The sequence below is a fragment of the Frateuria sp. genome (assembly GCF_035695185.1).
Taxonomy (GTDB): domain Bacteria; phylum Pseudomonadota; class Gammaproteobacteria; order Xanthomonadales; family Rhodanobacteraceae; genus Frateuria_A.
Genome location: NZ_DASSES010000161.1, coordinates 1 through 24,847 on the forward strand (window position 1 = coordinate 1; position 24,847 = coordinate 24,847).

The window sequence follows — 24,847 nt, forward strand, 5'->3', positions numbered from 1 at the left end:
GATCTTCCGCTACATCGAGGGCTTCTATAACCGCCAAAGGCTGCACAGCAGCCTTGGCTATCGCTCACCCGAGGCCTTTGAGAGACTGGCCGAAGGTGCTTAATTAGACCGTCCGAGAAAGCGGGACTGGCTCAACCTGACTCCGTTTTTGATGACTCGGTTTTTGATGACTCCGTTTTTGACGCACATGGCTGGATCGACTGGCCACTTCCTGACGGATTCCCGGTCGCGACGCCCCCGATGCGACCGGCGAACCCGGCGTCCGAGCGCCCGGCAAAGGTGGTCGCCCTGCGGAGCCCGGCCGAGAATGCTTGGTCGGAGCCGTCCGAGAATGCGCGATTGGCTCACTTCGCCCTTTACTGCGACGGCAGGGGTTTGGCCCGGCCCGAATGCCAGACCAGCCCGCGCCACACCTCATGGCATGGCCTGCGCCAGGCGCTTCTCGGCTGCTTTGCCGCGCGGCAAGGTCGCGGTGAAGGTCGTACCATCCGACGCCGTCGAACGGGCGGTGAGGGACCCGTCATGAGCCTTGGCCACCTCGCGCGCGATGAAAAGACCCAGGCCGAGACTCGTGCCCGAACGCGCGACGCCGTCCTCGTCCGACAACTGCACGAGTGGCCGGAAGATCGATTCGAGCTTGGCCGGGGGAATTGGCTCGCCCTGGTTGGTGATGTCGATCACGTACGCATCTGCCTCGGCGCAGGCCTGCACGATGACCGGCGCCTCGCCGCGGCTGTGGCGTCCCGCGTTTACCAACAGGTTGAGAAACATCTGGTATAGCCGGGTCGGGTCGTACCGGCCAACCAGCCCCGGTTCCGCTCGCAGGTGGTAATGGCTGCCCGGGTAGGTGGCCGTGGCATCGGCAATCGCGGACTCGAGAACTTCGTGAAGGTCACAGAACTCCGGGCACATCGGCAGGCCTTCGTCTAGCTGCGAGCGGGTGTAGCCGATGAGGTCGTCCACGATGTGCCGCATCACGTTGGCACCGCGGGCCAGATTCGCGCCGATCTGCGCCACCTTTTCCGACCGCACCTCGCCCTGGGCGAGCATGTCCCCCGCCAGCAGCATGCCGGCAAGCGGCGAGCGCAGGTCATGGCCCAGCACGGCCAGGAACAGGTCGCGCGTCTGCTGGGTGCGCCTGGAATACGCGACGATAGACTCGGCCAGTGCCTGGTCGATGCCCTCGTTGAAGCGCATCAGGTCGCGCACGGTCTGGGGGTCGTCACGCGGCACGTTCGGCAACCACAACCGAAGCACCGTGGCGCGCAAGGCGCGGAACTCGGCGCTCAACTGAAGTAGCGTGAAATCCTTGGACTGGCGCTGGCTACCGTGTTCGGCAGCTGCCGTACCCGTCATTCCCGCTCCCTCGCCCCGCCCCTCCGACTTCAGTCGCCGCTCTTCCGCGCTCTGGCTTTCCCGCATGTCGCGAGCGATGTCGTCGAGCATGGTCTGCGCGTGGTCGCGCAAGGCATCGTGCGAGAGGTGGTTTCCCGGAGGCGCGACTTTTCGCGCGAACGTATCCCACTGCTGGAGAATCTCGTCCATGTGGGTGCAGATGAAGTCGGACAGTTTCAAATACGGGCTCCTTCGCGGAGGTGTCCACGAAGGATGCACGCCTGGATGTCCACGGGGCGCCATGGAAGCACAGCAAGGGCCGCAGGGCTGCTTCCCGCTGGCCGGTGGCGGGTGTCGAAGCCCGCTGGCGTGGGGGCGCTCCGGTTCGTGGGCTCGATATCGTTCAATCGATTCTTCCCCATGCCCCTTTCCCGCGACGCCTCGGTTCGCGGGCGAACCCCGTGGCTTCGGTACACAAGGAAGCATGGGGTCTCTCCCGGGCTTGATGCCCTCCGCCCCATTGATTCACGCGCCCGTGCGTCCCGCGTAACGGCAGGCGCCCTAGCCTCGCTCTCCCGCCCGGATGCAAAGGCAGCGGAGGGCCAGCATGACGGACGACACCCCGACCTGGCCGTCCTTGCCGTACGCCGCCTGGCAGGACACCTACTCGACCCTGCATCTATGGTCCCAGATGGTGGGCAAGGTGGCGCTCGCGCTGGGGCCACCCCTCAACCATTGCTGGGGCGTGGCATTGCACGTGACCGCGCGCGGCCTGTCCACCGGCATGCTGCCGCACGGCGCGCGCTCGTTCACGCTGGCGTTCGACTTCATGGACCACGTCCTGGTCATCGCCTGCACCGACGGCGAAACGCGGCGGTTGCCGCTGGCTGCACGCAGCGTCGGGGCGTTCTACAGGACGCTGATGGAGGCGCTGGCGGACATGCGCCTGGCAGTGCGGATCTGGCCGGTGACGGTCGAGATGCCCACGCCAGTCCGGCTGGACGACGAGACCCGGCCGGCCCCCTACGACGGCACCTGGGCGCAGCGGTTCTGGCGCGTCCTGGTCCAGGTCGACCGCGTACTCACCGCGTGGCGCTGCGACTACCTCGGCAAGAGCAGCCCGGTCAATTTCTTCTGGGGCAGCTTCGACATGGCCGTGACGCGGTTCTCCGGCCGCCGGGCACCACCACGGAGCGGGCCCGCGTTCGAGCGCGATGCCTACTCGCACGAAGTGATCAGCCACGGCTTCTGGCCGGGCAGCCCGCCACTGATGGAGCCGGCGTTCTACGCCTATGCGGTGCCTCAGCCGGCGGGCCTGGCCGAAGCGGCGGTGCAGCCGCCGCAAGCGTACTTCCACCCGGAACTGAGCGAGTTCATCCTGCCCTACGAGGCGGTGCGGCTGGCGGCCTCGCCCGAACAGGCGCTGCGGGCCTTCCTGCAAAGCACCTGGGAGCGGGCGGCCGAGTTGGGGCAGTGGGACCGTGCCGCACTGGAGAAGCGGCCGGGCACCGGCTAGGTCCTATCGTTGGCCACTGCCAGACGGACCGGTCCACATCGCCCGGCAGGGCTTTGCCAAAAGAGAGCGAGGTAACCAGGACGCGCACTCTGGCCCCCGTTCTGCCGCCCTTCCATGGACGCCTGCCCGGCCCCGTTGACCCCGCTGGTCACCGACCCGGTTATTCAGCGATCCCAGTAAGGCGGCTCGCCAAAACTGCGCTTCAGGCTGTCGATCAGTGCGGCCAGCTTGGCCGGCACGCCGCTCTCGCGCGGATAGGCCAGGAACAGCTCGGCACCCTCGGCCTCGGCGCCGACATCGACTTGCTCGAGCGCGCCGCGGGCGAGTTCGTCTCGCACGAAGAAGGTCGGAAGCAGGGTCAGGCCCAGGCCCGCCACCGCCGCATCGCGCATCACCATGCCGTTGTTCACGCGCAGGCTCGTGCGCGGATGCACCACGCGCCAGCCGCCAGCCACCGCAAAACGCCAGTCCGTTTCGCGGTTGATGTAGAGAAGGCCATGGTGGCGCCCGAGTTCGTCGGGCGACGCCGGCGTGCCTTCCCTTGCAAGATAGGCCGGTGAGGCGACCAGGATCCGCCGGCTCGTGGCCAGCCGCTTCGCCACCAGGCGGCAGTCGGTGACCGGCCCGTGCCGGAGCACGGCATCGAAGCCATCGGCGCCGGCATCGACGAACCTGTCGTCCAGTTCCAGCGACAGCTCGATGCCCGGGTGCGCGGCGAGGAACGCATACAGCGCCGGCCCCAGATGGAGCACGCCGAAACTTACCGGTGCCGAGATCCGCAACGGCCCCGCCAGGGATGAGCGGCGGTCGGTGAGCTCGGCCATGGCCTCCTTCGCCTCGCCCAGGATGCGTCGCGCGCGGGGCAGGAAGCATTCGCCATCCGCCGTCAGCGACATCCGCCGGGTGCTGCGCTGGAGCAGCCGGGCGCCCAGCGCATGCTCCAGCTCGGCCAGCCGTTCGCTGACCACGGACTTGCTGTAGCCGAGCCGCCGGGCCGCCGCGCTGACCGAACCCTCCTCCACCGCGGCAACGAACGCGGCCAGACCCCGCAGCTTCAGATCGTTCGGCATGGCCGTAAGCCAGTTCCGGCCAAAGGCGGCTACTGGCGACTTTGCGCCGGTGCCAGACTGCTGTCCACACGCCTCGCCCCACTCCTCCGCCGGCCATCCTGACTGGAGATCCGCCATGCGACGCTTGTTCCTTCCGGCCGCTCTGGCCGTGCTGCTGATGGTCGCCGCGATGCCGGCCGCCGTTGCCCGGATCAAAGCCTTCCCGCCCGCGTTCCAGACGCGCGACATCGCCACCAACGGCGTCACCCTGCATGTCCGCGTCGGCGGCCACGGCCCGGCGGTGCTCCTGCTGCACGGCTACGGTGAGACCGGCGACATGTGGGAGCCGCTCGCCGCGGAGCTGGCGCACAATCACCGCGTGATCGTGCCCGACCTGCGCGGCCTGGGCCTGTCGAGCAAACCGGCCACCGGCTACGACAAGAAGACCCAGGGCGAGGACATGGCGGGCCTGCTCGACGCCCTGAAGGTCGGGCGCACCGATGTGATCGCCCACGACATCGGCAACATGGTCGGCTACGCGTTCGTCGCCGAGCATCGCGACCGCGTGCGCCGCTTTGTGGTCATGGATGCGCCGATTCCGGGCATCGGGCCCTGGGACGAGGTCCTCAAGAGCCCGATGCTGTGGCACTTCCATTTCGGCGGCAAGGACATGGAACGGCTGGTCGCCGGCCGTGAGCGGATCTACCTCGACCGCTTCTGGAACGACTTCTCGGCCGACCCGCGCCGTTTCAGCGAGGCCGACCGCCGGCACTACGCAAGGCTCTACGCGCTGCCCGGCGCCATGCACGCGGGCTTCGCCCAGTTCGCCGCGTTCGACCAGGATGCCAGGGACAACCAGGCTTTCCTGGCGCAGGGCAAGCTGGCGATGCCGGTCCTTGCCATCGGCGGGGAAAAATCCTTCGGCCCGACGATGGCGGTAGTGATGCGCGCGACCGCCACCCAGGTGACCGGGCAGGTGATCCCCGACGCAGGCCACTGGCTGATGGAAGAGCAGCCGCAGGCGACCATCGCGGCGGTGCGCTCCTTCGTGGATGCCTCGCCATGAGTCCGCTCGCCCGCGCATGGATCGCCTGCCCGCTCGCCCTGGCCATGCACGGCAGCGGCGCCCAGCAGGTCCGAACACCCCTGCAACCCACCCGGATGACCCCCGCGGCGATCGCGGCGCATCCGGCCCTCGGCGCCATCGCCGGCACTTCGGGTCTGGCCGGCATCCGCACCGTCGTGCTGGCCGGCGATCCCGCGCGCCCCGGCGCCTACGCGATCGAGCTGCTGGTGCCGCCGCACACGCGCATCGATGCGCACACCCATCGCGACGATCGCACCGCCGTGGTGGTCTCGGGTACCTGGCACTTCGGTTACGGCGGCCTGGCCGACGACGCCGGCGCGACGTCGCTCGGGCCAGGCAGCTTCTACACCGAGCCCGCGAACACGCCGCACTTCGCCCACACCGGGAACGAAGCGGTCGCGGTGATCATCAGCGGCAACGGACCGACCGATACGCACTACGTGGCCCGGCCCGGCGACAACGCGGCCTTCCACAGGAACCGGCCATGACTTCCCCGACGACCATGCGCGACCCGGTCACCGATCCCATGCTCACCCCGCAAAACGCCGCGCTGGTGATCATCGACTTCCAGCCCGTGCAGGTCGCCTCGATCGCATCGATGAACAAGCGCCTGCTGGTCGCCAACGTGACGGCGCTGACACGCACCGCGAAGCTCTACGGCCTGCCGACCGTGCTGTCCACGGTGAACGTGAGCACCGGGCGCAACCAGCCGATGCTGCGCGCCATCACCGACCTGCTGCCCGAGGTGACCGTCGTCGACCGCACTTCGATCAACGCCTGGGAAGACGACGATTTCGTCGCCGCGGTCAAGGCGACCGGACGCAGGAAGCTGATCATGGTCGCCCTGTGGACGGAGGTCTGCCTGGTCTTTCCCGCGCTCGACGCCCTGCATGAAGGTTTCGAGGTCTATGTGGTGGTCGATGCCGTGGGCGGCACCTCGCCCGAAGCCCATCGCGCCGGACTGCAGCGCATCACTCAGGCGGGCGGCATTCCCGTCAGCTGGATCCAGCTGGCCTGCGAACTCCAGCGCGACTGGAACCGCGAGGCCACGGCAGCGGGCTTTGCCGACATCGTGTTTGCCGAGGTCGGCCACTGAGCCCGGGGGGCGAACGAGAAGGCCCGGGCCCCGCCAGATGGCTCCCGTGGCCGGCGTGCCCTCCGAATCGGCGCCATGGCGCATGGTCACTATCCACCCATGCCGCTGGCCACCGCCGCCAGCTCCGCCGATGCGGCCTCGTCCAGCCGCAGCGACGCCGAGGCCAGGTTCTCCCGCAGATGCGCGAGCGACGAAGTGCCGGGGATCAGCAGGATGTTCGGCGCCCGCGCCAGCAGCCAGGCAAGCGCCACCTGCATCGGCGTGGCGCCGAGGCGATCGGCCACCGCCGACAGCCGGCCCGACTGCAGTGGGGTGAACCCGCCCAGCGGGAAGAACGGCACATAGGCGATGCCCTGCGCGCCGAGTGCCTCGATCAGCGCATCGTCCGCACGGTGCACCAGGTTGTAGTGGTTCTGCACGCAGACCACCTCGGCAATGCGCTGCGCCTCGGCCACCTGGCGCGCGGTGACGTTGCTCAGGCCGAGGTGGCGGATCAGGCCGCGCTGCTGTAGCTCGGCGAGGGCCGTGAACTGCGGTTCGATCGAACCTTCGGCGGGAGCGTGTACGTCACCCATGACGCGCAGGTTGACCACGTCCAGCACGTCCAGGCCCAGGTTGCGCAGGTTGTCGTGCACGGCGCCGGCGAGCTGCTCCGGGCGCTGCGCCGGCAGCCAGGACGCATCCTCGCCGCGCACCGCCCCGACCTTGGTCACGATGACCAGACCCTCCCGATAGGGATGCAGCGCCTCGCGGATCAGCCGGTTGGTCACGTGCGGCCCGTAGAAATCGCTCGTGTCGATATGGTTCACCCCGCTGGCGACCGCTTCGCGCAGCACCGCGAGCGCCGCCGCGGGATCCCGCGGCGGGCCGAACACCTGCGGCCCGGCCAGTTGCATGGCGCCGTAGCCCATGCGGTTCACGGTGAATCGGCCCAGCGCGTGGGTCCCCGCGTCGGTCGCTTGCGTCATCTGGCTCTCCGGCAGCAGCGGCCATCGCCGCGATGCCGGCATCGTAGTCACGCCCGACCTCGCGGATAATCCAGTGCAATCGGCACGGGCCGTACGGAACTGCGAACAATGGACACCGACTTGCGGGATCTCCTCGCCTTCCTGACGGTGGCGCGCGCCGGCGGCTTCCGCGAAGGCGCGCGCGCCAGCGGCAGCTCCGCCTCACGCCTGAGCGACAGCGTGCGGCGGCTGGAATCGCAACTGGGCGTGCGCCTGCTTCACCGCACCACCCGCCATGTCGCCCCCACCGAAGCGGGGGCGCGGCTGCTCGAACGCCTGTCGCCCGCACTCGGCGAAGTGCAGGCCGCGCTCGACGTGGTCAACGGCTACCGCGACCGCCCGGCCGGAACGCTGCGGCTCAACGTCCCGGCCGTGGCCGCGCGGCTGGTGCTGCCGCCGATCGTCACGCCCTTTCTCAAGGCCTACCCGGAGATCCGCCTGGAAGTGATCGTCGAGGACAGCTTCGTCGACATGCTCGCCGCCGGCTGCGACGCCGGCATCCGCTACGACGAGCGGCTGGAGCAGGACATGATCGCCGTGCCCATCGGCCCGCGCGTGCAGCGCATGGCCACCGCCGCCTCACCGGACTACCTGGAAGCGCACGGCCGGCCGGAGCATCCACGCGACCTGCTGCAGCACGCCTGCCTGCGCGGGCAGTTCGCCAGCGGCGTCATCCCGCCCTGGGAGTTCGAGCGCGACGGCGAGATCGTCCGGGTCGAGCCCAGCGGCCCGCTTCTGGTCCGCCTGGGCGCGGCCAAGGACCTGGCGGTGTCCGCCGCGCTCGACGGCCTGGGGATCATCCACCTGTTCGAGGCCTGGCTGCAGCCGCACCTGGACAGCGGCGCCCTGGTGCCGATCCTGCAACCCTGGTGGCAACCCTTCAGCGGCCCGTACCTCTACTACCCCGGCCGCAAGCACCTGCCAGCGCCGCTGCGGGCATTCGTGGATTTCATCCGGGCCGGCGACCCGGGCACGGGCGGCGACCCGGCGGGGAGTCGTTGACGTGCCCAGGCCAGGCACGCGGGGCAGCGCATCCATCGGATGCATGCCTGCGCGGCACGATAGTGACTGCCGCATGGTTGGTCGCCCCCTGGTCGCCACATTGCGAGGTGAAACGGGCCCTGACGCCGTTGCGCCTTCGCTGCAGGCACACCCTGGGCCGGATCGATGCCTGATCCGCCAGGGCAACCATCACGCCGAGGCGGCACCCGGGCACTAAGATCATCGGGTCTTTCGAAACCCGGGAAACGTGCAGATGATGAAGCTGGCCAACGGGGTCTTTCTTGCAGCGCTTCTGACAAGCGCCGCCCAGGCACAGACCAACGCGGGAGAACAGAAGGCCGATCCCGGCCTTCCCTTCACCATGGCCAAAGTGGCGAGCTTCGATCTGCCCTGGCGCATCGCGTTCCTTCCCGACGGTCGCATGCTGGTGACCGAAAAGGTCGGCCGCGTCGACCTGGTTACCCCGCAAGGTGCCAAGACCGGGATCGCGGGCGTCCCGCCGAGTTACGTCGAAGGCCAGAACGGCATGCTGGGTGTCTTCCTCTCGCCCCATTACGCCACGGACCACAACGTCTATCTCACCTATGTCGCCCCGGCTCACTATGGCGGCAGCCTGACGCTGGGCCGCGGGCGGCTGGTGCTGGATGGCAAGCAGCCACGGCTGGACGGCTTCCGGGTGCTGTGGCGCCAGATGCCCGCCGGCAAGGGCGGCCAGGCCGGCGCCCAGATCGCGTTCTCGCCGGACGGCAAGTATCTCTTCCTCACCGTGGGCGACCGCCAGCGCTTCACGCCCGCGCAGGATCCCAACCAGCCGGAAGGCAAGATCCTCAGGCTGACGCTGGACGGCAAACCCGCGCCGGGCAACCCGTGGGCTGGCAAAGTCGGCGCACGCACCATTCCGTTGATCGACCCGGCGGAGGACACCGAAAAAGCCAAGACGGCGCCGGTGGTCAGCACCTATGCGTTCCCCGGGCCCAACCTGACGCCGGCCGAAACCTGGGCCACCGGCGTGCGCACACCGTATGGCCTCGCCTTCGCGCCCGACGGCCGGCTGTGGGAAGTCGAGCACGGCCCGCGCGGCGGCGACGAGCTGAACCTGATCCAGCGCGGCAAGAACTACGGCTGGCCGCTGGTCTCCTACGGCGTCAACTACAACGGCGTGCCCATCCCCAGCCCCGATACACGCCCCGACCTCGCCAAGCCGGTGATCTACTGGGTGCCGGTGATCGCACCGGGCAACCTCATGTTCTACAAGGGCAACGCCTTCCCGCACTGGAAAGGCAGCGCCCTGATCAGCGGCCTTGCCAGCGAGGCCATCGTCCGCGTCACGTTCGACGGCAAGGGCGGCGCGAAAGCGGTCCAACGCTGGAGCATCGGCAAACGCGTGCGCGATATCGAAGAAGCGCCGGACGGCTCGCTCTGGATGCTGGAGGATGCCGCGCCGGGCGGCCTGTACCACCTCATGCCGAAATAGATCGGCAACTCAGGTAGCCTCTCGCACTCTTTCCAAAGCGGAACCAACGACGATGGCCGAGCGCGAGTTCGACAACTACCTTGCCCGCTCCGGCGCCACCCGGGAAGGCTCGCGCTACGCTGCCTGGCTTGCCATCACGCCGCGCGGCCACGGCTTTCCGGCGTACTACGCCATCTGCGAGAACCGCAGCTTCCGCGACCGGGACGTGGCCGAAGCCGCCGCCGCCAAGGCACTGGCCGACATGACAGGACTGGAGGCGGACGGCACGCCGATCTTCCCCGAGGACTACACCGGCTTTGACGACTGAGCGCTCTGTGAACGCCGGGTCGGCTTAATTGGCCACGTCCGTATCTATTCCCCGACGGCAAGCAACGGAGCACGCCCGGGGCGGAGGGCGCACTCCGACTCCCCTCTTCCCTGCCCGCCCTTCAGGGCATGCGACGTCGGCCACCCTCGTACGGCCGCTGTCATCGCGCGAACGTCACGTCCCTAAGCTGCCTCTAACCGGCAGCATCTAAGGTCGAGCGATTCAAGCCAGCGGGGTCAACGTGGAGCGCAAAGTCGTCGCCAGCAAGGTGCCCGAGGTCACCGTACTGTTCTGGATCATCAAGGTGTTCGCCACGACGCTGGGGGAGACGGGGGGCGATGCCGTATCGATGTCGCTGCAGCTGGGCTATCTGCTGAGCACCGGCATCTTCGCGCTGGTGTTCGTGCTGGCGGTGACGGCGCAGATCCGGGCGCCGCGCTTCCATCCGCTGCTGTACTGGATCACGGTGATCGCCACTACCACGGTCGGCACCACGCTGGCCGATTTCGCCGATCGCTCCCTGGGCATCGGTTACCCCGGGGGCGCCGCGATCCTGCTCTGCCTCGTGCTGGCCTCGCTGCTCGCCTGGTACCTCACCCTGGGCACCGTCGCGGTCGATTCGGTGCGCTCGCCCCGGACCGAGGTGTTCTACTGGGTCACCATCATGTTTTCCCAGACCCTCGGCACCGCACTGGGCGACTGGACCGCCGACAGCCTGGGCCTGGGCTATCTCGGTGGCACGGCGCTATTCGGCTCGATGCTGGCTTTGCTGGCGCTGGCCTACTTCTGGACACGCATCTCGCGTACGTTGCTGTTCTGGGCGGCGTTCATTCTCACGCGCCCTCTCGGCGCGGTGGTCGGCGACCTGCTCGACAAGCCGCTGGGACAGGGCGGGCTGGCGCTCAGTCGCTACACCGCCTCCGCGGTGCTCTTCGGCCTGATCCTGCTGCTGGTCTTCGCCCTCCCCCACCGGCCGGCCATGGCCACGGTGCCGGCGGACGAGTAGCGGCCGGTTCGCGGGCGCCCCCTGGTCGATGGTCTTGCGTACTTCCATTGATCGGGATCAACACGCGCCCACACGCCCGAGGTAGAAGAGACGAATGTCCCGGATGCGGACCCGTTTCCCGCGGAGAGCCGTCATGCGCATTCCCTCTTCCCTCACAGGCAGAACCACGCTCGCCTCGGTCCTTGCCCTCCCCGCGCTCGTGTCGCTTGGTCTTGCGGCGCGTGCCGAGACGGCGCCACCGCCGCCGAGTCCGCCCGTGCCGGTGCGCACGGTCGATCCGCGCGTGCCGGTGGCTGCCGGGCAGCCCTGCGTCGTCCAACTGATCCGCAACCGGATTTTTCCGCAGCAGGACCTCGGCGCGGGACCGCCGATCGACGCAAGCTTCACCTTCATGCCGCCACCGGCGTGCCCGCGTCCGTGGTCGAAGGTGATCCTCAAGGCCGACATCACCAGCACGCGGCGCTCCATCGTCGACACGCTCGGCCTCAACCTCGGCGGCATCACCGTGTTCCATGGCGGCGTTCCACGCTTCGACGGAGTGCGGCGCTGGCACGTCGAGCGCGACCTCACCGACTACAGCGCGCTGTTCGGCTCGCCGCACAACGGCAAGATGTGGACCGTCACCTACGACGATGCCATCGACTTCGGGGTGGGTACGCCCGCCTTCAGCGGCACCGCCACCGTGACGTTCTATCCGGCCACCGCACGGATACCCGCACCGCGCGTGCCCGATGCGGTGGTCGCGATCGACGGGCAGACCGCGCGCAACCTGCCGCACAACGTCGTGCGTGCCTACCTGGATGTGGAGAACACGCAGCCCTGGTGGTTCACCTGTGTGCCGGACAGGCTGGCCGCCCGCTATGCACTGATCGACATCTACGCACCCGGCGAAAATCCCCGGGAAGGGTTCGCACCTTCCGGTCAGGGTTGCGGCGGAAGCAGCTTCCGCGAACTGGTGGTGGCCGTCGACGGCACGCCCGCGGGCATCGCGCCGATGTTCCCGTGGCTCTCGCCGGACCTGAGCGCTTTCCTGCCCAATAGCGTGAACGAGCCGATACCCACGCCCCAGCTGCTCAACTTCGTGCCCTACCGCGTGGACCTGACGCCGTTCGCGGCCGTCCTCAGCGACGCCGGCCCGCACCGGATAGGCGCAGCGGGAACGCTGCTGCTTTACCTGGATCACGGTCGTGCGAGTGTCACCGGCGCAGTTACCACAAACACGCTGGCCGGATCGTCCGCGGCGCCCACCTGGACCAACACGCTCACCCGCACGGACGAGACCACGCGCGGCCGGATCGTGACGCACCAGCAGCGCAGGTTCGAGATCCGCGGCTTCGTCAACACCTCGCGCGGGCGCATCGAAACCCGACTCACGCAGGCCAGCCGCTTCGACAACACACAGGTGTTCCACCTGGAAGGCCCGCAGCAGATCACCGCGGAGTTCACGGACAAGCTCTACGTGCAGAATCTCGACCTGGCCAGCACCACCACCCGCACGGTGCGCCAGTTCATCGGCGGCACACTGGTCAGCCGCGACGACCTGCAGGTGAGCTACCCGCTGCAACTGGCCTATCGGCTGCCGGCCACGCTGGAGGTCACCGACGGCTGGTACACCACCGTCAAGGGCGGCAGCGTCGTCGCCCACCAGCAACTGCTGCAGGACACTGACGACTACCGGATCGGTGAGGGCCACTACGTCACCCACGTGCGCCGCAACTTCAGCGGAAGCCGCACGCAGACCACCTTCGAGCCCGACACCAACTGGTCCAGCAGGGCCAGCCACCGCTACACCGACAGCTTCGGCAGTTGCTACCGCGCCGCGCTCGGCGCGAGCAACGGCAGCATCCAGTCGAGCAGCAAGGGGATCGGTTGTCCGGGCGACCAGAACCGCGTGCGGTGGTTTGCGCACCCGGATGGGTCGGCGAACAGCCTGGGGTGGTGGCGCTGAATCGTGGGTCGAGGGAATTGAAAAGCAGGCCAGGTCGACTTTGAGCCCGCGGTTCTTGGCTCCGTTTTGAACCTGGCCCCGTTTTTGGCGTGGTACGTGCGCCGGGCGCGAACGTCCGGGCGCTGGATGCGAAAGCTGCGGCCCGCCGCCTCGCGCGATGAGCCGCACAGGGAGGAAGGGCCATGGCAGCAGCGCAGAAGGGGATTCCGGAGAGCGGCAATCGCGACCGTGACGCAGTCGCGCTACGGCGTAAGGCACTGGGGGACACCGAAGGCAAGCCGTGGCTTGCGACTGACGCGCCAGTCATCGGCCTGGCCTTGTCCGGCGGCGGGATCCGCAGTGCCACCTTCTGCCTCGGCCTGCTGCGCGCACTCGCCAAGAACGGCGTGCTGCACCGGTTCGACTACCTCTCCACGGTTTCCGGCGGCGGCTACATCGGCGCCATGCTCGGGCGGCTTTTCCACCCCGACCCATGCGGTAATGCGCGGGACGTGGAGGCGGGACTGGCCGAGGACCGCTCGCTGCTGCTGTGGTGGCTGCGCAACAACGGTCGCTATCTGCTGCCCTCGGGCGGCAAGGATCTCCTGCAGGCATTCTCGGGCCAGTTCCGCAGCTTCGTCGCCACGCAGTTCGAAGTGATGGTGGTCTGCATGTTCCTCGCCTGCGCGGTCGTGTTGCCGCACGTGGCGTATTCGTGGTGGCTGGGCGCCCGTGCGGTGCCGTTGCTGGGCGTCACGATGTGGTGGTGGCTGCTGCCCTTGCCGGCGATGGCCGCGTTGATGGCCGGCTACGGCTACTGGATGCTTGGCGCTACATGGCGCACGGGCCTGGGCTTGTGTCTTCTCGCCACGGCGATCGGCGGCTACCTGTTCTATCTGGGCTTCCTGTCGCCGGCGCCACTTTCGGTCGCCCTGCTCTGGCTCGCGCGCATTGCGGCGCTGACAATTCTTCCGGTTGTGCCCGCATGGCTGGTCACGATCCTCAGCAGTCGCCGGCGACCGCAGGACAGCAACCGCGTGGTCTACACCAAGGCCTTGGCGGCGGCGTTTGCCGCGGCGGGCCTGTTTTTCGTGCTCGGTTGCCTGGACCTGGGCGGCTGGATGCTCCGTGGCGTGTTCCTGTCGGTACTGCATGGGGAATGGCGGTTCGCGGTGCCCTGGGGCATCGGCACGACGTCGTTGCTGGTGATCGCCGCGCGCGCCATCGCCCCCTTGCTGTCGTCGAAGGACCGCGTCGCGCTGGACGGGCTGCCGCTGGAATCGCTGGGCAATGCGCTCGGCCTGGTCCTGGCGGCCTTGGTGGCGGTGTTCTGGCTCGGCGTCTTCGAGATGATCCTGTTGCCGAGCGACGACCGCTGGTCCCTGGGGGTACCGGCGGCATACCTGTATCTCCCTGTCGTGGTCACCGCCGGCGTCGTGTTCCTGCTGCTGACCGGCAACGAGTTTAAGCAGTTGAACCGCTCGTCGCTGCACTTCTTCTACCGCTCGCGGCTGGCACGCAGCTACCTTGCGGTAGGCAACTACGCCGGAGCGCATGGCGGCGCGTCCGGGCGCTTTCCGGTCTGTCCGCTCGCGTTGAACGACCGCGCACTGAGCGGCAGCACGCAGCGCGCTACGGAGCTGTTGCCCGGCGACGACGTATCGCTGGACGCCTACCATCCGCATGCGGCGGGCGGCCCCGTGCACCTCATCAATTGCTGCATCAACCAGACCGTCGACGACCGCACCGGTCTGTTCAATGCCGACCGCAAGGGGGTCAGCCTTACCATCGGTCCGCTCGGCGTGGAAACCGGAACGCAGCCTCCGCGTCCATCGCCTTTTTTGGCCCGGACCACGCTGGCCGAATGGATCGCCATATCCGGCGCGGCCGTCGGCTCCGGCATGGGGTCGCTCACCCGACCCGGCGTGGCGGTCATGACCTTCCTCAGCGGATTTCGCCTGGGCTACTGGCAGCGTTCGCTGATCAACCGCAACGCCTCGTCGCGGTTGGGCCTGGCGAAATACCGCGCGTTGCTGCAGGAGATGTTCGCGCGCTTTCCGGGCCTGGGTGCGCACTACTGGTACCTCTCCGACGGCGGGCATTTCGACAACACCGGAGTCTATGCGCTGCTCAAGCGCCGCCTGCCGCTGATCGTCCTGGCCGACTGTGGCGCCGACCCGCAATATCGGTTCGGGGACCTGGAAAACCTGGCGCGCAAGGCGCGGATCGACCACGACGCGCTGATCGAGTTCGTCGAACCGGCGAGCCTTCGCGCACTCGCCGGCCCGTTGGCTGAAGCATTCGGCACGCCCGCCTCGATCGCTTCGGGCCGGGGAGATTCGTACCTGCTGCTTGCGCGCATCCGCTACGCGGACGGGGAAAAGGGCGCATTGCTCGTGGTCAAGCCGCGCGTGGTGGCGAACCTGGGAATCGACATCACCGGCTACGCCGACCGCAACGCCGATTTTCCCCAGCAGAGCACGATCAACCAGTTCTTCAGCGAGGAGGAGTGGGAGGCCTATTGCGCCCTGGGACTCGCTCTGGGGCGTCCGCTCGACGCCCCGTTGCTCGATGCGGCGACCCAGTGGGCCTGGCAGGCCCAGGTGGCGCCGATGCCTGCCGCGGTCGATCCGTCGCAGGACCCCACGCCGGTCAAGGCGCCGCGGCGGATCGCGGCCACCGTAGGCACCTCGCTGGGCGCCGGCGCATTGCTCACCGGCCTGCTGGCCGGATGGCAGGCGTGGAACGACTACCAGCGACAGGCCGAAGCGGGCGAGGCCCAGTTTGCCTCCGCCGTGCGCGATGCCGAGGAGGGGCTCGGTACGGCCACCAAATTCACGCCGAACCTCAAGGTCCGGCTGGACATGCTGCTCAGCTATGCCGATCGTCACCACCCTTCGCCCGATCAGCAGGCCACGCTGTTTGAAATCGCCGAGCAGGTCCGCGCCCTCTGCGACCACAGCGACAGCGAAAGCCTGAAAAACGATTGCAACAACGATGTGGCGCGCTGGGGAGGCGGGCGGGTGGACCTGCCCGGCTACTGGAGCCAATCCATCGCCAGCTATACCAACTGGCCGACGCGACGCCCGCCGGTACCGGGGCAGTTCGCCACGACCGAAACCCCGGCGCCGCCACCGCCGCCGCCCCCGCCGCCAGCGCCCGTCACGGAACCCGGGATGTCATCGGCGACATCGCAGGCGCCGCCGTTCGCTTCGGACGGGGTGGTGACCGCCTCGGCCGCCCCGCCGCGCACGCGGTGGCCGCAGACGCCCCCCATCGCCGCGGGTGCAGCCCCGACGGTGACCGCGCTCGGCGTGACGCACGCCTGTGCGCGCGGCGATGGGCATCCCTTCACCCTCTACACGCAGATCTACGACGAGCGGCAACGGGATTTCGCGATGCAGTTGCTGTCCACCCTGCGTCCACTAGGCATCGTCGTTCCGGGGGTGGAGAACGTCACCGCGACCGCGGTCCGCGAGCAACGCAAGCCACCCATTCCCTGGAGTCGGCCGACGCTGCTCTACGGCACCGAAGGCAAGCCATGCGCGGAAGCGCTGGCCAGCTGGATCGGCTACTCCGCCGGTCCCATGCAGGCGCTGCCGCTGCCGTCGTCCATGGCCGCCAGCGGCGGCGTCATCGAGTTGTGGCTCCCCCCATCCGTGGGGGGAGCCGGCGCGCCGGTGGCCGGGAATCCGTGATCGGCCTCCCGCGCAAGGACAGTGAAGTGGTCAGCGGCACTCAAGGGCCGCGGGCAATTGTTGCCTCAATTTCCCCCGGCCTCTTTATGCCTGTTTTGTGACAAGGGGCTCTGAGCCCGTTGGTTTGAACCCGGCCCACGGTCAAGCTCGTTTCGACAAAACCAAAAAAAGGTCCCGGTCCACTTAAGGAGGACGCAATGGCCATCGGAAGAAACAACTTCGACCAGATTGGACAATATCAGGAAGCTGTCGAAAACAATCCTGACGCACCCCGGGCACTGTGCTTCGGTGATTCATGGTTTCAGTACGTCCCGCATCCGACCGACTTGAACAAGCAGATCGCGAGATCCTTCAAGGGAAGCTTGTTTCTGAACGAAGGCGTCGCCGGACGTGACAGCGCGACCTGGAAGGCGGCGCTGCCTCGCATCAAGCGCGAGATAGCAAGCTACGCCTTCAAGACGATCATGCTGTCGAATGGCGGGAACGATATTGTCGGAAGCGAACTGCGCGAATTCGTCAAGGAAGCGGATCGCCCGCAGGCGCCGGGTTCGTTTGACTGGGGCGTCCTTCCGCCCCAGGTAATGGATCACGTACGCCTCGCCGCGTTCCAGTGTGCTCTCCAATACGCCATCGAGGATCTGATCGAGGTTGTGCAGCTGCGCGACCTGTATTCGCGCGATTCGATCATCTTCCTTCATTCTTACGCATACATCTGGCCTAGTGGCGACGCCTTCCAGCTCGGCCCCTTCAAGGTGGGGCCCTGGGTAGCACCTTTTCTGAGTGCTGTCGGCGTCACGGACATCAGGGACCAGCGTGTCATCACGTCATGGCTGGTGGACCAGTTCTATCGCCGACTCCAGGTCCTGGCTTCGCAATACGCCAACATACGACTGATCGATTCCCGCACCGCACTGCCCGATCGGCGTCAATGGGAGAACGAAATTCACCCGACTCGCACCGGCTTCGAACGGATCGCGAAGGACTATTGGGTCCCGCAGCTGAAAGGGATCTTGAAATAATCAGCAGGCCTTCTACCTGCCCCTTCTTTTAGCACGGGACCCACCATGGCCGACGAGATCCAGGAGAGAGGCGAAAATCGAGGTCAGAGTCGATAAAAGTGCACTCTGACTCGAGCTTTTTGCTTCACCGGGGCCACCTCCCCGCGTAGCACGATCACCGCCACCGTCAGACCTGCACCTGGCCGCCATCGACGAACAGCTCCACGCCGTTGATGAAGCTCGCCTCGTCCGAGGCGAGGAACGATACCGCGCTGGCAATCTCGTCCGGCGTGCCGGTTCGGCCCAGCGGCGTGGCGGCGGCGGCCTGCGCCTCGAACTGCGCGATCTGCTCGTCGTTCATGCCCAGCTCGGTCTTGTAGCCAGGGGTGACCACGGTACCGGGCGATACGATGTTCACGCGGATGCCGCTGCCCCTCAGGTCCGACGCCCAGGTGCGGGTGAACGAGCGCAGCGCCGCCTTGGTCGCCGCGTACACGCCGAAGGCCGGCACGCCCTTCAACGACACGATCGAGCCGGTGATGACGATGGCCGCCCCGGGCTTCATCAGCGGCAGCGCCTTCTGCACGGTGAACAGCGTGCCCTTGACGTTGATGCCGAAGTACTTGTCGAACTGCGCCTCGGTGATCGCGCCCAGCGGCGCGAATTCGCCACCGCCGGCGTTGGCGAAAAGGATGTCCAGACGGCCGTGGCGCTCGGCGATGGTGGCGAAGATGCGGTCCAGATCCGCGGCGACCGCGATGTCGCCGCGGATCGCCACGGCTTTCTCGCCGATCTGCGCCACCGCGGCATCGAGCTCGGCCTGGCGGCGGCCGGTGATGTACACGGTGGCGCCTTCCTGCACCAGGCGCTGCGCCGTGGCCAGGCCCAGGCCGGAGCTGCCGCCGGTGACCAGGGCGATCTTCCCGGCATGCCGGCTGGCGTTGATGTTCGGAACGTGGTTCATGGATGTCTCCGGGGCGACGGGATGTCGCCGTTGGAGAGCAGCGTATTCTTGTCGATGAGGCGGATAAATCGGCGCCGAGTGGTTTCTTTATTTCCATGGGGAGATAATCCGGCCTCGTTACGCGGACCTCGTTCCATGGATCAGCTGCAAGCCATCCGCGCCTTTGCCCGCGTCGTCGAAACCGGCAACTTCGTGCGCGCGGCGCAGTCGCTGCAGATGCCTACCGCGACGGTGAGCAAGGCGATCCAGGCGCTGGAACGCCATCTGCGGGTCAAGCTGCTCGAGCGCACCACGCGGCGGGTCAGCGTGACCGAAGACGGCGCCGCCTACTACGAGCGCATGCGGCACCTGCTGGAGGAACTGGCCGACGTCGAGGCCACGCTGGGACGCGCCCGCAGCAATCCGCGCGGACGTCTTCGCGTCGACACCGGCGGCTCGGTCGCCAGCGGCCTGCTGATTCCCGCCCTGCCGCGGTTCCACGCCGCCTACCCGGACATCGAGCTGCAACTGGGCGTCACCGACCGCACGGTCGACCTGATCGGCGAGAACATCGACTGTGCCATCCGCAACAGCGCGACCGATCCAGCCCTGATCGCGCGCCGCATCGGCGCGCTGGCCTGGACGACCTGTGCCAGCCCCGACTACCTCGCCCGCCACGGCACCCCGCAGCGACCCGAACAGATCCTGGAGGAGGGCCACCTCGTCGCCGGCTACTTCTCCGCGCGCACCGGACGCAACCAGCCGCTGCATTTCCTGGACGCGGGCAAGCCGATGCAGATCGAGCCGGCCACCCGCATCAGCGTCAACGAAAGCAACGCCCACGTCGCCGTCGCGCTGGCCGGGCTGGGGCTGGTCCAGACGCTGGATTTCATGGTGCGCCCGGCGATCGAGCGCGGCACGCTCGTCCCCGTGCTCGAGTCGTGGCGGCCGCCGCCGCAGGAGGTCTACATCGTCTACCTGCCCAGCCGCCAACTCAGCACCAAGATGCGGGTCTTCGTCGAGTGGGCCACGGCACTGTTCGCCGCCATCGACCCGGTGGCGGAAACCCGTTCGCCCTAGGCCACCGCGGCTGGAACGCGCCCGTCACCGGCCGTCGCCCCAAAACCGGCGTCAATCCTGAGCGCGCCCATCAATAGCTGCGCCCCGCGGTCGCCTTGCGTCGGCCGGCCGGCTTCCTGCCTTCGCGCTGCACGCGATGGGCACCCAGGATCGCCGGCAGCAGGCCGGGAAAGCGCCTTTCGATCTCTGCGCAGCGAGGGGTGTTGAGCATTTCCACACCTTGGCGCTCGCTACGGATCAACCCGGCCTCGCGCAGTGTGCGGAAGTGCTGCGATAGCGTGGACTTGGGAATTTCCCGTTCGCTCATCTGCGCGAACGCCGTGCACGCCTGCGCGCAGCCGGACCCGACCATCTCGGCATAGATCGCCGCGCGCACCGGATCGGACAGCGCGTGGAGGATGCCTTCCACGGTGACGTCGTCAATGGACGGATGGATCAGCGGCTTCATGGCGCGGCAGGTTAACAGCCCTTGACTTCCTGTTCTATAGTTCATAATTTACGAACTACGGCACTCGCGAAGTACCCCTCCCCCCCCCAACAAGGAACCATCCATGAGCAAGCTCGCAGGCAAGGTCGCGCTGGTCACCGGCGCATCCAAAGGCATCGGCGCCGCGATCGCCCGTTCGCTGGCCGCCGAAGGCGCGGCAGTCGTCGTCAACTACGCCTCCAGCAAGACCGGTGCGGACGCCGTGGTGGCCGACATTGCCGCTCAGGGCGGCAAGGCCCTGGCCGTCCGCGGCGATGTCGCCAAGGCCGCCGACGCCCGCGCCATCGTGGCCGCCGCAATCGAGGCGTTCGGCCGGCTGGACGTACTGGTCAACAACTCCGGCGTGTACGAGTTCGCCACGCTTGAGGCGATCACCGAAGCGCATTTCCGCAAGCAGTTCGACGTGAACGTGCTGGGCCTGCTGCTGGTCACCCAGGCCGCCGCCGAGCACCTGGGCGAAGGCGCCAGCGTAATCAACATCGGCTCGGTGGTCTCGCGCATCGTGCCGCCCGGCAGCGCGGTCTACACCGCGACGAAGAGCGCGGTGGACGGCATCACCGCGGTGCTCGCGCAGGAACTGGGTCCGCGCCGGATTCGCGTCAATGCGGTCAACCCCGGCATGGTGGAGACCGAAGGCACGCACAGCGCCGGCATCATGGGCTCCGAGCTCGAACAGGGGACGCAGGCGCGGACCCCGCTAGGCCGCATCGGCCAGCCCGGCGACATTGCCTCGATCGTCAGCTTCCTCGCCTCGGACGACTCGTACTGGCTGAACGGCGAGCAGCTCTACGCCGCCGGCGGCATGCGCTGAGGGACAAAAGGGACGACAAAAGGAACGGAGGCAATGATCCCGATTTAATTGCCTCCGTACCTTTTTTGTCCCCATCGCCCACCCGCCCAGCCGCCAACTCAGCACCCAGGTGCGGGGTCTTCGTCGAGTGGGCCACGGCACTGTTCGCCGCCATCGACACCGGCCTCGCGTGACCGTTCGGGCCCTGCGCTACTGCCCTTCACTGATACGACGCAGGCTTTCGATGCGATCGTTGGGCTGTTCAACGGTGGCGTCGACAGACAGCGCGGCGTAGAACTCCCCCGGCCCGACGCTGCGGCTGGTGATGGCCAGCCGGATCAAGCCTAGCTGCCGCAGATCATTGATCAACAGTTGAAAGCTTGCCGGGGTGAACCGCCAGTTGTGCACGTCGATATATCGATCCGTCCCTTGCGCTTGGACCCAGGCATGGTGCGCGTCGGCAAAATCGTGCTTGAGTCGAAAGCGACCGCCCCGGAACGAAGACCAGGCCAGGCTTTCGGTGCGGCCACGGGAGACGGCATTGGCGAAATGGTCAAACACACGGCCGGGAGATGGCTTTTCACTGCGTGCGTGATAAGCGTCAAGCAAAGCGCCCGTGCTGGTGATCGACTGGAAATGGTCGAAGCATCGCCGCTTGTCCGGAACGACCAGGAGAAGCACGCCCGAGGGGTCAAGCAGGCCTTCGCAATCCTGAAGAAACCGCACAACGTCTGGAATGTGCTCAATCACGTGGCTCGCTATGATCCACCGGTAGCACCCCGGCTTGCCGACCGCTTTGGCGAGGCTCCCGCCTTGCCAGACCACATCAACAGGTTCGATGCGGTTGAGATCGACACCGTGCCCGCGGTACTTCTCGCGCAGTCCCGCGGCATCCAGGTGGTCAACAACATCGACGTGGTAGCCGTCCTGCTTGGGCGCCAACGGGCTATGGCTGGGACCGATTTCCAGGCCACGGCTCTCGCGATCGATTCGGCTGCGGACAAACTGCGTGCGCACCGAGGGCCGCCCCGTCGCGCGCCGGAGGAGTCCGCGGATCCCCAGCCGGGTATGTGCCTCTGCCGCCAGTCGCCACAACCGCACCCCGCATCTCCCGTTACCAAATGGGCGATCATAGCTCCTGGCTCATCTCGCCCGTCTGGTCTGCGACGAGCACAGGCAAGTTCCACGCAGGAAACAAGGGCAGATCGGACTTTCAGCCACAGCCTAGGAAAAGTGCACTCTGACTCGTGTTTTGTAATTAGCCACGCCCCCTTAAATTCTCCCTCCTTTTTTTGCCTGCTTCGCCTCAGTCGCGCTGGAGCATGACGCGCTCGGGCTGATGCAGCGAATAGCCCTGAGCCATGTCGACGCCCAGCTCGCGCAACGCGGCCATGATCGCCACGTCCGTCACCCATTCCGCGATCACCACCAGGCCCAGACGGTGCGCGATGTCGGTGACCGCGCGCACCATCGCATGGCTGATCGGGTCGCTCAGCATGTCGCGGATGAAGCTGCCATCGATCTTGATGATGTCGGCCGGCAGGTGCTTCAGGTAGGAGAACGACGACATGCCCACGCCGAAGTCGTCGAGCGCGATGCGGCAGCCGACCTCCCGTAGCCGCGTCACGAACCGGATGACCGTGGTGAGCTGGCGCACGGCCACGGTTTCGGTGATCTCGAAACACACGCGCCCGGGCGCGACGTGGTGCAGGCGCAGCAGCTCGACGATGCGGTCGGCGAGCGTTTCATCGTCGATGCTGGCGCCGGACAGGTTGATCGCCACCGTGCGCACCGCCGGCCCGGCCGGGTGCAGCCGGTCGACGTTCGCCAGCGCGGTCTCGATGACCCAGCGATCGATCAACGGCATCAGCCCATACCGCTCGGCCGCGGGAATGAAGGCACCGGGCGATATCAGCGTGCCGTTCTCGTCGCGGAAACGCAGCAGCAGCTCGACATCGATGCCCGCCGGTTCGCTACCTAGCCCGCGCACCTCCTGATAGGTGAGCACGAAGCGCTGTTCCTGCACCGCCCAGCGCAGCCGGTTGGCCCACTCCATCTCGCCGCGCCGCTGCGCGCTCTGTTCGTCCCGTTCGGAATAGAAGTGGACGCGGTTGCGCCCCTGCTCCTTGGCCATGTAGCAGGCGGTATCGGCAGCGGCGAGCAGCTCGGCCAGCGGCGTGCCGGGCCGGTCGATGAGCACTCCGCCGACGCTTATGCTCGCCATGTAACTCTTCGACTCCCAGACGAAGACAAAACCGTCCAGGCCCAGGCGCAGGTGCTCGGCGATGCGTACGGCGTGCGCAGGGGTATCGAGTCCGGTCAGGATCACGCCGAACTCGTCGCCACCCAGCCGCGCGAGCACATGCTCCTCGCCCAGCCGCACGCGCATCACCGTGGCCAACTGCGACAAGAGCTGGTCACCGGCCACGTGCCCGGAGGTGTCATTGACGAGCTTGAACTGGTCCAGGTCGATGAAGAGCACCGCGGCATACGGCGGCGACTCGGGAACCTGCTGGCTGACCTTAAGCAGCCGGCGCTCGAATTCGCGCCGGTTGATCAGGCCGGTGAGCTCATCGTGCGTGGCCTGGTACTCGAGCAGTTCGGTGAGCGCGCGCTGCTCGGTCACGTCGCTGGCGACCATTGCCCACTGTGGACGTCCGTCGAGCGTCAGCCAGGACATGGCCACGCTGGCCCAGAAACGCCCGCCGGAGGTGTCCCGAAGGACCACCTCGATCGCGCCGCCCTCCGGATGGGCCAGCCGTCGTTCCACCTCGGCCTCGTCGACCTCCAGCAGCGAGACCAACGGGCGGCCCTCCAGGCCTTCCCCCAGGCGCCCTCGCGCCGCCTGGTTGGCGTAGACGATGCGCCCGTCCTCCGCGTCGGCGAGCACCACCAGCGCGGGCAGCAGTTCATTGAGCGTGCGGAAGCGCTCTTCGCTTTCGCGGTAGCGCTCACTCAGCCGCAGGCCCAGTTGCAGGGCACGTCGCCGCGTGTCGGTCAGCGACCAGACCAGCAGGCCCAGCAGCACACTGGCGAGCAGCCCGGCGGGCGCCACCGATTGCACCAGGGGTGGGCCACCGGCCGTGGCCATCGGGGAAACGACCAGGTCCCAGAGGCGTCCCCCGAACCCCAGGCGATACACGATCGAAGGCTCCACGTCCGGAACGTCGCCGCGGGAGTCGAACAGCGGGACGTGCGATGCGCTGGTGACGTCCGTCACCGAGACGTGCGCCACTTGCAGCAGTTGCGGTGGCAATCCCGTCCGGATGAGGTCGGCGACCCGGAAGGAGACCGCCACCGAGCCGCGCAACCGTCGCTGGCGCACCGCCACGGAGTCGAGCGCGGCGCCCGACCCGAGGTCGGGCAAGCGCAACGTGACGCCCTGCCCGCGCCCGCTGGCGCCCCGGTCCTGCACAAGCGGAAACGGTGCCGACACCGCCAGCCGGTCGGTATCGCGCGATGCGAACAACGCCTTCATGTTGGCCGGCTGGTCGGCCACATCCAACCCCAGGAGGTTGCGGTTGCCATCCAGGGGCGCGACCAGCGTGGTGGGGAAATGGTCCCCATCGGGCCGCTGCTCGCGAACCGCGTAGGCCACGGCAAGCAGGCTCGGGAACTCCCGCCGCGGCCTCAGGTTTGCGTACATGCGCGCGAACTGGGGCGCGTCCATGGTCCCGGAGACCAGGAACATGGTCTGCAGCGACCGCAACAACAGCTCGGCCGAACGCAGCTTCGCCCGCAACTGGACCAGCCCCTTGTCCGCCTCGGCCACCACCGCATTCCGCTGGGCCGCCTGCCACTGCCGCGCCTGGATCCGGTACAGCCAGAACGTCAGCAACAGTCCGCAGCCGACCGCGAGCAACCCCCAGAGCACGCCCGGCACCCGGCTGGTCAGTGACAGGGCACCCGGATCGGCCACCTCAGGCGTGCGTTCAGGTCGGTCGATCGGTTGCGGCGGCACGGATTCCCCTCGGCAAGCCCCGGTCGCCCATCTGCGTGGGCACAACGATCATAGCCCGCAAGAGTGAGGGTTCCGGGAACGCGG

At 67.7% G+C, this 24,847-nt stretch carries 20 protein-coding genes; 13 read left to right on the plus strand and 7 right to left on the minus strand.

All coding sequences use genetic code 11. The features are described 5' to 3' along the window. Positions 1 to 414: 414 nt before the first annotated feature. Entirely contained in the window at positions 415 to 1,575 is a 1,161-nt protein-coding gene (locus VFH59_RS13010; protein ID WP_325165330.1) for a sensor histidine kinase, read from the minus strand. A 367-nt stretch (positions 1,576 to 1,942) separates the two neighbouring features. On the opposite strand from VFH59_RS13010, the gene VFH59_RS13015 reads away from it, so the two are divergent. Then, on the plus strand, positions 1,943 to 2,851 hold the full coding sequence (locus tag VFH59_RS13015; RefSeq protein ID WP_325165331.1) for a DUF5996 family protein: 909 nt from the start codon (positions 1,943 to 1,945) through the stop codon (positions 2,849 to 2,851). A 164-nt stretch (positions 2,852 to 3,015) separates the two neighbouring features. Here the strand turns inward: VFH59_RS13015 and VFH59_RS13020 are convergent, their stop codons facing one another. Then, positions 3,016 to 3,921, minus strand: a complete 906-nt coding sequence (locus tag VFH59_RS13020; protein WP_325165332.1) for a LysR family transcriptional regulator — start codon at positions 3,919 to 3,921, stop codon at positions 3,016 to 3,018. A 115-nt stretch (positions 3,922 to 4,036) separates the two neighbouring features. Between VFH59_RS13020 and VFH59_RS13025 the strand changes: the two genes are divergently transcribed. From VFH59_RS13025 to VFH59_RS13035, 3 genes are read left to right on the plus strand one after another with little or no spacing between them, the layout of a single operon-like run. Beyond that, complete coding sequence (locus VFH59_RS13025) at positions 4,037 to 4,966, plus strand: alpha/beta hydrolase (protein ID WP_325165333.1); 930 nt, start codon at positions 4,037 to 4,039, stop codon at positions 4,964 to 4,966. Further along, the gene (locus tag VFH59_RS13030; RefSeq protein ID WP_325165334.1) at positions 4,963 to 5,475 is read left to right on the plus strand and encodes a cupin domain-containing protein; all 513 of its coding nucleotides are present in this window, start codon (positions 4,963 to 4,965) and stop codon (positions 5,473 to 5,475) included. The genes VFH59_RS13025 and VFH59_RS13030 overlap by 4 nt, the downstream gene beginning before the upstream one ends. After that, positions 5,472 to 6,083, plus strand: coding sequence for a hydrolase (locus VFH59_RS13035; protein WP_325165335.1), 612 nt, complete (start codon positions 5,472 to 5,474; stop codon positions 6,081 to 6,083). The genes VFH59_RS13030 and VFH59_RS13035 overlap by 4 nt, the downstream gene beginning before the upstream one ends. An 89-nt stretch (positions 6,084 to 6,172) precedes the next feature. Here the strand turns inward: VFH59_RS13035 and VFH59_RS13040 are convergent, their stop codons facing one another. Continuing rightward, positions 6,173 to 7,051 (minus strand): aldo/keto reductase family oxidoreductase, encoded by an 879-nt coding sequence (locus tag VFH59_RS13040; RefSeq protein ID WP_325165336.1) that lies wholly within the window; start codon positions 7,049 to 7,051, stop codon positions 6,173 to 6,175. A 108-nt stretch (positions 7,052 to 7,159) separates the two neighbouring features. On the opposite strand from VFH59_RS13040, the gene VFH59_RS13045 reads away from it, so the two are divergent. From VFH59_RS13045 to VFH59_RS13075, 7 genes are all read left to right on the plus strand, one after another. Next, on the plus strand, positions 7,160 to 8,092 hold the full coding sequence (locus tag VFH59_RS13045) for a LysR family transcriptional regulator (protein WP_325165337.1): 933 nt from the start codon (positions 7,160 to 7,162) through the stop codon (positions 8,090 to 8,092). Positions 8,093 to 8,345: 253 nt separating this feature from the next. Continuing rightward, complete coding sequence (locus VFH59_RS13050) at positions 8,346 to 9,566, plus strand: PQQ-dependent sugar dehydrogenase (RefSeq protein ID WP_325165338.1); 1,221 nt, start codon at positions 8,346 to 8,348, stop codon at positions 9,564 to 9,566. 52 nt (positions 9,567 to 9,618) lie between these two features. Next, positions 9,619 to 9,873: a hypothetical protein gene (locus tag VFH59_RS13055; RefSeq protein ID WP_325165339.1), complete on the plus strand. Its 255-nt coding sequence runs from the start codon at positions 9,619 to 9,621 to the stop codon at positions 9,871 to 9,873. A gap of 241 nt (positions 9,874 to 10,114) precedes the next feature. Then, complete coding sequence (locus tag VFH59_RS13060; RefSeq protein ID WP_325165340.1) at positions 10,115 to 10,879, plus strand: hypothetical protein; 765 nt, start codon at positions 10,115 to 10,117, stop codon at positions 10,877 to 10,879. 256 nt (positions 10,880 to 11,135) lie between these two features. Further along, positions 11,136 to 12,827: a peptide-N4-asparagine amidase gene (locus tag VFH59_RS13065; protein WP_325165341.1), complete on the plus strand. Its 1,692-nt coding sequence runs from the start codon at positions 11,136 to 11,138 to the stop codon at positions 12,825 to 12,827. A gap of 182 nt (positions 12,828 to 13,009) precedes the next feature. Next, a complete protein-coding gene (locus tag VFH59_RS13070) occupies positions 13,010 to 16,504 on the plus strand; it encodes a patatin-like phospholipase family protein (RefSeq protein WP_325165342.1) in 3,495 nt (1,164 codons plus the stop codon). Positions 16,505 to 16,701: 197 nt separating this feature from the next. Then, positions 16,702 to 17,523, plus strand: coding sequence for a hypothetical protein (locus VFH59_RS13075; RefSeq protein WP_325165343.1), 822 nt, complete (start codon positions 16,702 to 16,704; stop codon positions 17,521 to 17,523). Positions 17,524 to 17,689: 166 nt separating this feature from the next. On the opposite strand, the gene VFH59_RS13080 is transcribed toward VFH59_RS13075, so the two are convergent. Then, on the minus strand, positions 17,690 to 18,466 hold the full coding sequence (locus VFH59_RS13080) for a glucose 1-dehydrogenase (protein ID WP_325165344.1): 777 nt from the start codon (positions 18,464 to 18,466) through the stop codon (positions 17,690 to 17,692). 135 nt (positions 18,467 to 18,601) lie between these two features. Here VFH59_RS13080 and VFH59_RS13085 point away from each other — a divergent pair, with 135 nt between their 5' ends. Next, complete coding sequence (locus tag VFH59_RS13085; protein WP_325165345.1) at positions 18,602 to 19,525, plus strand: LysR family transcriptional regulator; 924 nt, start codon at positions 18,602 to 18,604, stop codon at positions 19,523 to 19,525. Between the two features lie 70 nt (positions 19,526 to 19,595). Here the strand turns inward: VFH59_RS13085 and VFH59_RS13090 are convergent, their stop codons facing one another. Beyond that, complete coding sequence (locus VFH59_RS13090) at positions 19,596 to 19,973, minus strand: helix-turn-helix domain-containing protein (protein ID WP_325165346.1); 378 nt, start codon at positions 19,971 to 19,973, stop codon at positions 19,596 to 19,598. A gap of 103 nt (positions 19,974 to 20,076) precedes the next feature. Here VFH59_RS13090 and VFH59_RS13095 point away from each other — a divergent pair, with 103 nt between their 5' ends. Further along, positions 20,077 to 20,823 carry a glucose 1-dehydrogenase gene (locus VFH59_RS13095; RefSeq protein ID WP_325165347.1) on the plus strand — a complete coding sequence of 249 codons (747 nt, stop codon included), beginning with the start codon at positions 20,077 to 20,079 and terminating at the stop codon, positions 20,821 to 20,823. A 189-nt stretch (positions 20,824 to 21,012) separates the two neighbouring features. On the opposite strand, the gene VFH59_RS13100 is transcribed toward VFH59_RS13095, so the two are convergent. Both VFH59_RS13100 and VFH59_RS13105 read right to left on the minus strand, forming a co-directional pair. After that, positions 21,013 to 21,819: a class I SAM-dependent methyltransferase gene (locus VFH59_RS13100; RefSeq protein WP_325165348.1), complete on the minus strand. Its 807-nt coding sequence runs from the start codon at positions 21,817 to 21,819 to the stop codon at positions 21,013 to 21,015. Between the two features lie 289 nt (positions 21,820 to 22,108). Continuing rightward, the gene (locus tag VFH59_RS13105; protein WP_325165349.1) at positions 22,109 to 24,763 is read right to left on the minus strand and encodes a bifunctional diguanylate cyclase/phosphodiesterase; all 2,655 of its coding nucleotides are present in this window, start codon (positions 24,761 to 24,763) and stop codon (positions 22,109 to 22,111) included. Positions 24,764 to 24,847: the final 84 nt, after the last annotated feature.

What these genes read in the sequence shown, in the direction of transcription:
- VFH59_RS13015 (WP_325165331.1), top strand. Translation starts at nt 1,943, where the DNA reads ATGACGGACGACACCCCGACCTGGCCGTCCTTGCCGTACGCCGCCTGG.
- VFH59_RS13020 (WP_325165332.1), bottom strand. Translation starts at nt 3,921, where the DNA reads ATGCCGAACGATCTGAAGCTGCGGGGTCTGGCCGCGTTCGTTGCCGCG.
- VFH59_RS13025 (WP_325165333.1), top strand. Translation starts at nt 4,037, where the DNA reads ATGCGACGCTTGTTCCTTCCGGCCGCTCTGGCCGTGCTGCTGATGGTC.
- VFH59_RS13030 (WP_325165334.1), top strand. Translation starts at nt 4,963, where the DNA reads ATGAGTCCGCTCGCCCGCGCATGGATCGCCTGCCCGCTCGCCCTGGCC.
- VFH59_RS13035 (WP_325165335.1), top strand. Translation starts at nt 5,472, where the DNA reads ATGACTTCCCCGACGACCATGCGCGACCCGGTCACCGATCCCATGCTC.
- VFH59_RS13040 (WP_325165336.1), bottom strand. Translation starts at nt 7,051, where the DNA reads ATGACGCAAGCGACCGACGCGGGGACCCACGCGCTGGGCCGATTCACC.
- VFH59_RS13045 (WP_325165337.1), top strand. Translation starts at nt 7,160, where the DNA reads ATGGACACCGACTTGCGGGATCTCCTCGCCTTCCTGACGGTGGCGCGC.
- VFH59_RS13050 (WP_325165338.1), top strand. Translation starts at nt 8,346, where the DNA reads ATGATGAAGCTGGCCAACGGGGTCTTTCTTGCAGCGCTTCTGACAAGC.
- VFH59_RS13055 (WP_325165339.1), top strand. Translation starts at nt 9,619, where the DNA reads ATGGCCGAGCGCGAGTTCGACAACTACCTTGCCCGCTCCGGCGCCACC.
- VFH59_RS13070 (WP_325165342.1), top strand. Translation starts at nt 13,010, where the DNA reads ATGGCAGCAGCGCAGAAGGGGATTCCGGAGAGCGGCAATCGCGACCGT.
- VFH59_RS13075 (WP_325165343.1), top strand. Translation starts at nt 16,702, where the DNA reads ATGGCCATCGGAAGAAACAACTTCGACCAGATTGGACAATATCAGGAA.
- VFH59_RS13080 (WP_325165344.1), bottom strand. Translation starts at nt 18,466, where the DNA reads ATGAACCACGTTCCGAACATCAACGCCAGCCGGCATGCCGGGAAGATC.
- VFH59_RS13085 (WP_325165345.1), top strand. Translation starts at nt 18,602, where the DNA reads ATGGATCAGCTGCAAGCCATCCGCGCCTTTGCCCGCGTCGTCGAAACC.
- VFH59_RS13090 (WP_325165346.1), bottom strand. Translation starts at nt 19,973, where the DNA reads ATGAAGCCGCTGATCCATCCGTCCATTGACGACGTCACCGTGGAAGGC.
- VFH59_RS13095 (WP_325165347.1), top strand. Translation starts at nt 20,077, where the DNA reads ATGAGCAAGCTCGCAGGCAAGGTCGCGCTGGTCACCGGCGCATCCAAA.